At 69.6% G+C, this 10734-nt stretch carries 6 protein-coding genes; 2 read left to right on the forward strand and 4 right to left on the reverse strand.

Going from position 1 to position 10734, the window contains the following annotated elements; translation table 11 throughout:
- The first annotated feature begins 126 nt into the window (after positions 1-126).
- Entirely contained in the window at positions 127-1623 is a 1497-nt protein-coding gene (locus tag FS787_RS04380; protein ID WP_144671059.1) for a zinc-dependent metalloprotease, read from the forward strand.
- Positions 1624-1653: 30 nt separating this feature from the next.
- Here the strand turns inward: FS787_RS04380 and FS787_RS04385 are convergent, their stop codons facing one another.
- The 3 genes from FS787_RS04385 to nudC form a co-directional block, all read right to left on the reverse strand.
- The gene (locus tag FS787_RS04385) at positions 1654-2307 is read right to left on the reverse strand and encodes a M48 family metallopeptidase (protein ID WP_144671060.1); all 654 of its coding nucleotides are present in this window, start codon (positions 2305-2307) and stop codon (positions 1654-1656) included.
- A complete protein-coding gene (locus FS787_RS04390; RefSeq protein ID WP_144671946.1) occupies positions 2307-4445 on the reverse strand; it encodes an ATP-dependent helicase in 2139 nt (712 codons plus the stop codon). Before FS787_RS04390 ends, FS787_RS04385 begins: the two co-directional genes overlap by 1 nt.
- A gap of 159 nt (positions 4446-4604) precedes the next feature.
- Complete coding sequence (gene nudC, locus FS787_RS04395; protein ID WP_144671061.1) at positions 4605-5672, reverse strand: NAD(+) diphosphatase; 1068 nt, start codon at positions 5670-5672, stop codon at positions 4605-4607.
- 190 nt (positions 5673-5862) lie between these two features.
- On the opposite strand from nudC, the gene FS787_RS04400 reads away from it, so the two are divergent.
- The gene (locus FS787_RS04400) at positions 5863-7203 is read left to right on the forward strand and encodes a macrolide 2'-phosphotransferase (RefSeq protein ID WP_144671062.1); all 1341 of its coding nucleotides are present in this window, start codon (positions 5863-5865) and stop codon (positions 7201-7203) included.
- Here the strand turns inward: FS787_RS04400 and FS787_RS04405 are convergent.
- On the reverse strand, positions 7200-10721 hold the full coding sequence (locus tag FS787_RS04405) for an ATP-dependent DNA helicase (RefSeq protein ID WP_144671063.1): 3522 nt from the start codon (positions 10719-10721) through the stop codon (positions 7200-7202). The two genes, FS787_RS04400 and FS787_RS04405, sit on opposite strands and share 4 nt — an antisense overlap.
- Between the last annotated feature and the right edge of the window lie 13 nt (positions 10722-10734).

A 10734-nucleotide genomic window follows, 5' to 3' on the forward strand; every position in this document is an offset into this window, starting at 1 on the left:
ACTACGCGCTCGGCTGCCCGCCAGGCTCTTTGCCGACAGCGAACGTGGCCGGGTTTCAGCAGACAGCCCGCTGGCAGCGGGGTAGCGTGAACGTCAGAAGCAGCCACACCGAAGATCGGCGGGATCATGACCTCCAATCCACTTAATCCGTCCAACGGCGACGAGGAGCCCAAGGATCCGCTGGCGGAAATGTTGAAGAACCTGATGGGCGGCCAGGGCATGGGAAACATCGACCCTGCGGAACTGGCGAAGGCCGCGGGTCTCCCGGACGACCCGAACCTCCTCGCCCAGATGTTCTCCCAGGTCCAGGCCATGATGAGCGCCCCTTCGGAGGGCCCCGTCAACTGGCAACTGGCGCACGAGAACGCCCGGCGCGTGGCAGCGAGCGGCTCCGACCCGTCCGTCACGGCGCAGCAGTCCCGCGAGGTGGATGAGGCCCTGAGGCTCGCCGAATTGTGGCTTGACCAGGTCACCGGCCTGCCGGCCACCGGTTTGATCGGCCGGGCCTGGTCCCGGGCCGAGTGGGTTGAAGAAACCCTTGGCACCTGGAAGCGCCTGACCGAACCTGTGGCCAACAGCATCGCCAATGCGCTGTCCGCGGCCATGACCGAGCAGATGCCGGAAGAGATGAAGTCCATGATGGGCGGGGCATCCTCAATGCTGCAGAACATGGGCGGCGCGATCTTCGGCATGCAGCTGGGCCAGGCCATCGGCGCGTTGTCGGCAGAGGTGGTCAGTTCCACCGACATCGGCGTCCCGCTGGCCGACCTCGAAATGGCCCTCCTGCCCTCCAACGTGGCCAAGTTCGGCGAGGGCCTCAGCCTGCCCGAGAACGATATCCGGCTGTTCCTGGCCGTCCGGGAAGCAGCACATGCCCGGCTGTTCGTCCAGGTTCCCTGGCTGCGGGGGCACCTCCTCGGCGCGATCGAAGCGTACGCCCGCGGCATCCACATCGATACGTCCAAGATTGAGGAGCTCGCCCGCGAACTGGATCCGAGCAACCCGGAGGGCATCCAGGAGGCCCTGTCGCAGGGCGTCTTTATGCCGCAGCGCACGCCCGCCCAGGAGCAGGCGCTGGAGAAGCTGGAAACCGCTTTGGCCCTGGTGGAGGGTTGGGTGGATGAATTGAGCTGGGCCGCCACCGAAAAGATGCTGCCCTCGGCTGCTGCGCTGCGCGAGACCGTGCGCCGCCGCCGCGCCACCGGAGGACCGGCCGAACACGCGTTCTCGTCCCTCGTGGGGCTGGAGTTGCGTCCGCGCCGGCTGCGGGAGGCCGCCGCGCTGTGGGCCTCGCTCAAGGATGAACGCGGTGTTGATGGCCGCGACGCGATCTGGCATCACCCGGACCTGTTGCCGACCGCCGAAGACTTGGAAGACCCGAAAGGATTCAGCGAACGCCGGAAACTGGCCGAGGCCAGCGACTCCGAGGTTGACGATGCGCTGCAGAAGCTGCTGAGCGGCGGATTCGACGTGCCGGAGGAGGCGGAGACTGCCGGGGACGACACCGCGGAGCCTGATGAAACAGAGGGGCCCGGCGCAACAGACCAGTCGGGCCGCGGCGAACAGGACGGCGGACCGGAAACGGATGACTCTCCCGGAGAGGGCGCGGGTCCGAAGCCCTAGCTGTTGAGCGGGATAGCCCCGGCCGGAACGTCAGTTCCGGCCGGGGCTTTTGTTGTCCACGACGTCGTCGTCCAGACCGTCGTCGACATTGTCACTGCCCGGCCGCGCGAGGCCGCGCGATGTGGCGAAGGAAACCCCCTCCAGGAAGGCCTTGGCGCGGGCCGTGTCCGGATAGGCCTCGAGCAGCCGCCAGAACGCGGCGTTGTGCCCGGCCACCAGCAGGTGCGCCAGCTCGTGAAGGAGCACATAGTCGATGACCCATTGCGGCATGGGCTGAAGCTTGTCGGAGAGCCTGATGGTTCCATCCGACGGCGTCGCGGAACCCCAGCGCGAGTTCTGGTTGCTTACCCAGCGGACAGAGGACGGCACGGCCCGTCCGCCGAAATACTTGGCGGAGAGCCCGGCGGCGTGCTCCGCCAGATCGGCGTCGTTGCGCGGCCGGCGGCGTCCCGCGCCTCGGGTCCGGCGCTCCCCCTGAAGCCGGAGTTTCTCGAGCATCCGGTGCACCCATTCCCGTTCCTGGGCGCGGCTGAAGGACGCCGGAATGGCGACCACGGCCGTGCCGTTCTCCCAGAACGCGGCCACGGTCCGACGGCGGCGGGCCGAGCGGCGCACTTCCACGGGGGCGCCGTCGGCGGTGGTCAATGGCGTGGCTGCGGGGGCGGCGGGCCTGCTGCCGGCCATCAGAGGGTGGTGCTCTCGGCCAGCACTGCCAGGACTGCTTCGCCGTATTTTTCCAGCTTGGACGGTCCCACACCCGGCAGTTTGGCGAGTTGGTCGAGGGAATCGGGCCGGGCTTCGGCAATGGCCGTCAGCGTGGCGTCGGTGAAGACCACAAAGGCGGGGACGTCGGCGTCGAGCGCCGCATCCTTGCGCCACTGCCGGAGCGCGTCGAAGGTCTGCTCCTCGTAGCTGGGCGGGCACTGGTGGCAGCGGCCCACCTTGCGTTCGGCGCCGGAGGAGAGCATGGTGCCGCAGACCCGGCAGGTTGCCGGTACGGCGGCCTTGCGGCGGGGTGCCGGTCCCTTGCCGCGGGCCGAGGAGCTGGCCACGGAATCGGGGCGCAGCCCGTCCAGGAAGCGCGAGGGCTTCCGGTTGGCGCGCCCGCCCGGGGTGCGCGCCGTGGACCAGGACAGGAAGAGGTGTTCCCGGGCCCGGGTGATCCCGACGTACAGCAGGCGGCGTTCCTCATCGACCGACTCCGGGCTGTCCGCGAAGGAGATCGGCATCAGGCCCTCGCTGAGCCCCACGAGGAACACAGCATCCCATTCGAGGCCCTTGGCGGCGTGCAGCGAGGCGAGGGTGACGCCCTGGACGGTCGGGGCGTGCTGGGCGAGGGAGCGTTCCTGGAGTTCGTTGACGAAGTCCGGGAGGCCGAACTGCCCGCCGCGGCTGATCACGAGTTCGTCGGCCAGCGCGACGAGCGCCGCGAGGGATTCCCAGCGCTCCCGGAGGGCTCCGCCACTGTGCGGGGCGGCCTCCGTATAGCCAAGCGAGGCGACGATGTCGCGGACCAGCTGGCCCAGCGGCTCGGGGCTGGCGGTCTCGGCGACGGCCCGCGTGGCGGCCCGGAGCTGCAGGATGGCGTCGCGGACCTCCTTCCGGGCAAAGAACCGTTCCCCGCCGCGCAGCTGGTAGCCGATCCCCGCGGAGGCCAGCGCCTGTTCGTAGGCTTCGGACTGGCCGTTGGTGCGGAACAGCACGGCGATCTGGCTGGCCGGGGTGCCGGCGTCGAGGAGCTCACGCACCTTGACCGCCACGGTGGCGGCCTCGGCCTCGTCGTCGGAGCATTCGGTGAACTGCGGCACCGGGCCGGGCGGGCGCTGCGCGACGAGCTGCAGCGGCGTGGCCCAGGCGTCGGCGGCCGGGCCGCCGCTGCGCCGGCCGGCCAGCAGCTCGTTGGCCAGCCGCACCACCTGCGGCGTGGAGCGGTAGTCGCGGATCAGCTTGACCACGGTGGCGTCGGGGTACTGGGCTTTGAAGCCGAGCAGGTGTTTCGGCGAGGCCCCGGTGAAGGAGTAGATGGTCTGGCTGGCGTCGCCGACGACGCAGAGCTCGTCGCGGCCGCCGAGCCACAGTTCCAGCAGCCGCTGCTGCAGCGGCGAAACGTCCTGGTATTCATCGACGACGAAGTGGCGGTACTGCTCGCGGACGGTGGCGGCGACCTTCGGGTCTTCCTGCAGGATGCCCACGGTGATCAGCAGCACGTCCTCGAAGTCGATGACATTCCGGTCGGTCTTGACGTCCTCGTAGGACTGGAAGACCCGGGCGACGGCGGTCAGGTCAAAGCCGCCCGGTGTGCCGCGGCCCTGGGCCTTTTCCAGGTAGTTGGCGGGCGTCAGCATGGAGACCTTGGCCCATTCGATTTCAGAGGCCAGGTCCCGGATCGAGGCGCGGTCCGTGCTGAGGCGCAGGCGCCGGGCGGCCTCGGCGATCATCTGGGCCTTGTGGTCCAGGAGATTGGGCAGGACTCCGCCGACGGCCTGGGGCCAGAAGAACTGGAGCTGACGCAATGCGGCCGCGTGGAACGTGCGGGCTTGGACGTTGCCGACGCCGAGGTCGCGGAGGCGGCTGCGCATTTCGGCCGCCGCCCGTGCCGTGAAAGTGACGGCAAGGAGCCGCTGCGGGCTGTACACCCCGGAGTGCACCCCGTACGCGATCCGGTGCGTGATGGCGCGGGTCTTGCCGGTTCCGGCGCCGGCAAGGACGCACATGGGTCCCTGCAGGGTGCTGGCGACCTCACGCTGCTCGGCGTCGAGGCCCCCGAGAATGCGCTCCTCGAGGGAGCGGTTGTCCGGCGCCAACGGCTCGGTGTCCGGCATATCCTCGCCGGACGTACCGGTCGTGCCGGACGGGAAGGCGCTGGACTGGAAGATGTCTGTGTTCACTGTTGCTGCTCAGCCGTTCGAGGGTTTCCGGTGGAGGCTCCGCGGTGGTGGACCCGCGGCCCGGCGGTGCCGATAAGTGCTGTCACGATCGCGTCACGGGTTGTCCGGGCGGTCCTGGATGGCGCCGCCGTACCAGTGCTCAATCAGGGACCGTGCGATGGACAGTCTGCTGGAAATGACGATTTCGCCGCTGAGCACCGCTTCCTGCAGTTCGCTCCGGCTGAACCAGCGTGCCCGGGTGACTTCGACGCCGTCGGGCGTGGCGTCCGTGTCCGCGGTGGTGGCCGTGAAGCCGAGCATCAGGGAGGCCGGGAAGGGCCACGACTGGGAGCCGAGGTACTGGCAGGCGGTGACGCGCACGCCGACTTCCTCGCCGATTTCCCGGACCACCGCTTGTTCCAGCGACTCCCCCGGTTCGACGAAGCCGGCGAGGGTGGAATAGTTGCGGGCGTCGAGCGGGCCGCCGCCGCCGAGCAGCAGGCGCCCGTCGGCGCCGACCACCGTGACAATGATGGCGGGATCGGTGCGGGGGTAATGCTCTGAGCCGTCGGAGGGGCAGCGGCGGACCCAGCCCCCGGCCTCCGGCACGGTGGCCGTCCCGCAGCGCGGGCAGTGGGTGTGGGTGGCGTGCCAGTTGGCGATGGCGCTGGCTTCAACAAAGATGGCGGTATCAGTGGGGTTCAGCGTGGCCGCGACGTCACGGAATCCCGCCCACTGCGCGCCATCGGGGATGCCGGCGATATGGGCTTCGAATTCCTCGGCCTGGACTTCGAACTGCTGCGGCAGGAGGAAAAGGACCAGTTCGGTGCCCACCTCCAGGTCCGAGCCGGGCATGGCGGAGCCCAGGTAAATCAGCTGTTCCGGGGCGTAAGGTGTGTCCTGCAGGTGCCGGGCCAGTTCGGCGGCGTTCAGCAGGACCAGGCTGCTGCCGTTGACCAGGGCCTGCCGGCCGGACAGCACCATGGCCAGTGCGGCGCCGGAGTGCAGGAGCTCCTGGAGCATCCCGGGCTTGAGCCGTGCGGCGGAGCCGCGGTCAATCAGCGCCGGGCGCACCGGAAGGACGGTGTCCAAAAGATGGTTGGCGGCCAGGCCGGCGTGCGGGGAGTTTGACGTGCCCGACGGGGCCTGACTGTTGGGGGCCGGTGACTCCGCAAGACTCATGTACCCACCGTACTGACTCGCGCTGACAAATGACATTTTTCCCCGGCGTATGTGGGCATCCGCACGTGCCGCGGGCACGGTGGTCCCGGACCGGCGTGGCGGCGTCGCCCGGGGCGCAATTTATTCCCGATCTTTCAGACTCGCCGTGGTGCATCGCGGTCTTGGGCGCCGCTCAATCTACCGTGGAAGAGTGAGAAGAAAACCAATCGAACTGGCAGCTGTGGCAACCGCGGCAGTCCCCGGACTGACCCCGACCGCCGTTAGCTCTGCGCCCGACGATCCGGCGGACTTCGACTCGGCCCTCCTCCTGGATTCCGAGGGCAAGCGCTGGCGCGTCCGCTCGCCGCGCCACGCCGAGGCCAGCGCCCGGCTGGAAACGGAATTCCTGGTGCTGCGGGCCTTCGCACCCGGCATCCGGGCCGAACTCCCGTTCCTCATGCCCACGGTTGCCGGCACCGTCCGGCAGGGACCGTTGAGCACGTTTGTCTACTCCCACCTGGCCGGGTCCACCCGGTCCGTCGAGGACCTCGGCGCCGCGTCCCCCGCCGTTGCCCGCGAGATCGGCGCGGCCCTCGCCGCCATCCACGATTTGCCGCACTCGCTGGTGAGCAACGCCGATCTGCCCAGCTACACTCCCAACGAGTTCCGCCAGCGCCGCCTTAACGAACTGGACCAGGCCGCGACCACCGGCAAGATCCCGCCACTGCTGCTCCGCCGTTGGGAACACGCCCTCGAGGACGTCTCCCTGTGGCGCTTCAACCCCTGCGTGGTCCACGGGGATCTCCACGAGGACAACCTGCTGGTCGACGGCGACCGTGTCACGGCCGTGACAGGCTGGACCGATCTGCGTATCGGCGACCCGGCTGACGACATGGCCTGGCTGGTTGCCTCCAACGACCAGGACTTTGTGGATGCCGTCCTAGGGCACTACACCTCCGCCCGGCGCGATGTGCCCGACGCCCATCTGCTGCGGCGTGCAGCGCTCTCCGCCGAATTCGCCTTGGCGCAATACCTCGTCAAGGGCCTCGCCGCCGGGAACGAAGAAATGATCGGCGAAGCCGAATCGATGCTCACCGTGCTCGCCGAGGACGTCGCGGAACACGGCGGGCAGCCGATCAGCGTGGAACCCCTCCCCCAGCCTGCACCCGCCCCGGAATCTGGCGATAGCCCATCCCGGGACAACGGACCGGACACGGCGCCGCATAGGGCGCCGGATCAGCCGCCGGTCCCGGCTGTCAGCAAGGTGACCCTGCTGGCCCCGGACACGGTCTCCGGACTCTCCGCCGTTCCCACCAGCAGCGCAATGCCTGCCGTGCAGGTGACGCCGATCCCCGTCGACGAGCCGACCGCCGACGACGACGCCTCCAACGACAGTGCCTCCGACGAGAGTGCCTCCGACGACGGCCCGGAAGACACCTCAACCCAGTCGATCGCCGTTGTCCGGGAAAACAGCCCTGCCCCGGCAGACGGCCCGGATGCTGAAGACACCTCGACCACCGCTCTCACGGTGGTCGACGCGAAATTCCGCTAGCCCCTCCCCAGGGCCGCGGCCACGATCTCTTCGAGCCGCTCCGCTGAGCCCAGATCGTGCGGCCGGACCACCTGGTTGTCCGCCACGTAGTAGAAAGCCGCCCGGACCTGGTCGAGGGGGACGTTCTTGAGCCGGGCCCAGGCCAGCCGGTAGACGGCCAGCTGGACAGCCTTGGTCTTCAGCTGGGCCGCAGACGGACGGCGGCCGGTCTTCCAGTCCACCAGGTCCCAGCCGCCGTCGGCATCGCGGAAGACGGCATCGATCCGGCCGCGGACCACCACGTCACCGATCCGGGTCTCCACCGGCACCTCGACGTGGGCCGGGGCGCGGTTGGCCCACTCGGACTGCCGGAAGGTCTCCACCATAGTGTCCAGGCCGTAGGCCTCGTCGATGTGATCATCGGAGCCCGCCGCCTCGCCGAGGTCCAACATGCCTGCAGTACCGAAGTACTCCTCCACCCACGCGTGGAAGGCCGTCCCTTTGCGGGCGGACATCCCCGGTTCCCGCGGTACCGGACGCCGCAGCCGGGCGACGACGGAGCCGGCGTCGTCCTCGAGGTCCACCAGGGTGGACGCGGAGATGTGGCCGGGCAGGTGCACATCCTGTACCAGGGTCCGGCGGGAGCGGCGCTCCAGCAGGGTCGCGGCCTCGAGCGCCCAGCCGCCGGCCGGCCCGCGCAGCGGGCGGCCCTGGCGTGGCCCGGTGCTGCCTGCATCGGCAATGGCGTCCAGAAGCACCCCGGAGTCCAAAGAGTCCAGCACCCGCTCCGCCGCGGACCGCATCGCCGCCCGCCGGCCCGGAACCAGCCGCAGCCGCGCACCCGTGCGCGGATCGGTCGGCCCTTCGAGCGGGTCATACGGCCAGCCGGCAACCTCCAGTTCCGAGGTCAGCGGGCTCTCCTCCGGCAGCGATTCCTCGCTGACGGACAGCGGGTGGATCGCAGCGGCGCCGTCGGCGGTGAGTACTTCGAGCTCGGCCAGGAAAGGCGACATGTCCGCCATTCCGGCGCGGGAACCCACCCAGGCGGCGCTGGACACCCAGAGCACGTGTTTGGCCCGGGTGTAGGCCACGTAGGCCAGCCGCCGTTCCTCGGCCTCGCCGTGGACCTGCACGGCGGACTTGAATTCCTTCTCGGCGTCGAGCCAGCCTTTCTGGTCCGGGTGTTCAAGGTTCCATTGCGGCAGGTCCGCGCGGTCCCCGCGCAGCGGCCAGGGCAACGCGGCGCTGCCGCTGCTCCAGCGCGAATCCCGGCTGCTGGGGAAGGCCCCGGCGTTGAGCCCGGGCACAAAAACCACGTCCCATTCCAGGCCCTTGGAGGCGTGGACGGTCAGCAGCTGCACCGCTTCGTGGTTGACTTCCGGCGCGGCGGCGTCGAGACCGTTCTCCTCGGCGGCTGCCGCCTCCAGCCAGGCCAGGAAGGCCAGCACATCAACGCGCTGGGACGTGTACAGGAACCCGGCGGCGGCGTCTTGGAAGGCGTCCAGGTTGCGGCGGGCCTGATGGATGCTGGTCCCGGGACGTGCGGCCACTTCGATGTCGAGAAGCATGGCCCGCTCCACCTCACCCAGGAGTGTTGTGAGGTCGTCCCCCATGTAACCACGCAGCTCCCGGAGTTCCGCCGAGAGCCGGTGGAGCCGCTCCAGAGCTTCGGGGCTGAGCTGGCGGCCGTGCGCGGAGGTCCAGTCCTCGCGTGGCAGCCAGTCGAGGGCCTCGACGAGGCTGGCGGCGTCCGTGAGGTCGCCCTCGATCACGGGAGCCTCGGCCCCGCCGTCGTCGGCGTCCTCATCCATGGTTCCGGACCGGCCTCGGCGCCGGGCGAGGAAGCTGGACCAGTCCCGCAGGGCCATCAGGTCCGCGGCGCCAATCCGCCAGCGCGCCCCGGCGAGCAGGCGCATCAGCGAATCCGAGCGGCCCGGATCGGCCAGCACCCGGAGGGTCGCGACAAGGTCGACAATCTCGGGGGTGTCCAGGAGGCCGCCGAGGCCGACGATCTCATACGGAATCCCGCGCACCTCGAATTCGCGCCGGATGCATTCCATCTGGGCGCGCCGGCGGCACAGCACGGCCATGGCAGGAGGCTCAGGCTCGGCTGCGGACCCGTCAAAATCAGTCACCCGGAACTTCAACACGTCGTCCGCGATCGCCGCGGCCTCGTCCTCGTCGGTGCCAAAGCGCCCCATCACCACACGGCCCTGGACCGCGGCCGGACTCGGTTGCAGCGGCGGAACTTCGACGCTCCCGGCGGTGTCCCGCTCGCCGGCCGGTCCGGTCCGGGCTGCGGCCTTGCTGAGGGGTGCGGAGATGGCGTTGGCGGCGGCAAGGATGTTCCGGCCGTTGCGCCACGCCGTGGTGAGGTACGACGTGGGCGCCACGGCAAAGCGGGCAGAGTTGCCGGCGTCGGCAGTGCCGTCTTCGGAGGCGCTGTCCTCGGCGGTGCCACCGCCGGGCAGCCGGACCGGGAATTCGCGGACGAAGTGGAAGAGCTGGCCGGCGGAGGCGCCGCGGAACCCGTAGATGGACTGGTTCGGATCCCCGACCGCAGTGACGGCGTGGCCGTCACCGAACAGCCGGGAGAAGAGGACCAGCTGGGCGTGCGAGGTGTCCTGGAACTCGTCCAGCAGGACCACCTTGTACTTCTGGCGTTCGGTTTCCGCGGCCACCGGGATCTGGTCGGCGACGCGGGCGGCGAGGGCCACGAGGTCGCCGAAGTCCAGGGCGCCGCGGGCGCGTTTGGCGTCCGTGTAGCGCCCCACCATCTCCGCGACGCTGGCCCGGGTGCGGAGCATTCCGCTGAGCTCGGCCGCGGCCTGGCTGGGGTTCTTCTTGGCCGTGGCGACGTAGGGCAGCGACTCGAACTCGGCCACCCGGTCCAGCAGCCAGCCGCGGACCCCGGACGGGTCCTGGAGATGTTCAGCGCACTCGCCGGCGTGCTGGATGACGGCCTTGACCAGGGTGGACTTGGCGGAGCGGAAGTGTTCGTAGTCGCCGTCGAACGCTTCCACAACCTCGCTCGCGAGCTGGAAGGACTGGGCGCCGCCGAGCAGCACGACGTCCCGTTCCACGCCGAGCCGAAGGCCGTAGTCGGACACGATCCCACTGGCGTAGGAGTGGTATGTGGAGACCTTGGGTTCGAGCGCGTCGGTGCTGAGCAGCCCGGCGGGGAACACCTGGTTCTGCGTGTCGGCCGCGGCAATACGCTGCAGCGCGGTCAGCTTGGCGCGGATACGCGTGGCCAGCTCGCCGGCGGCTTTCCGGGTGAAAGTCACGCCGAGTACTTCCTCCGGCCGGACCCAGCCGTTGGCGACAAGCCACACCACGCGGTCAGCCATGGTGGCGGTTTTACCCGAGCCGGCGCCGGCAATGACCAGCCGGGGCGACAATGGCGAGGAAATGATGTGCGACTGTTCGGCGGTGGGGCTGTTCTTCTCCCCCAGCATGGCGGAGAGCTCCTCGGGGGTGAACCTTGGGGAAGGAAGAGCGCCGGGAGGAGGAGTGGGAACAGCGGTGGGAGGAGGCATGGGAGGAATCGGC

The organism is Arthrobacter sp. U41, from assembly GCF_007679325.1.
Lineage (GTDB): Bacteria > Actinomycetota > Actinomycetes > Actinomycetales > Micrococcaceae > Arthrobacter.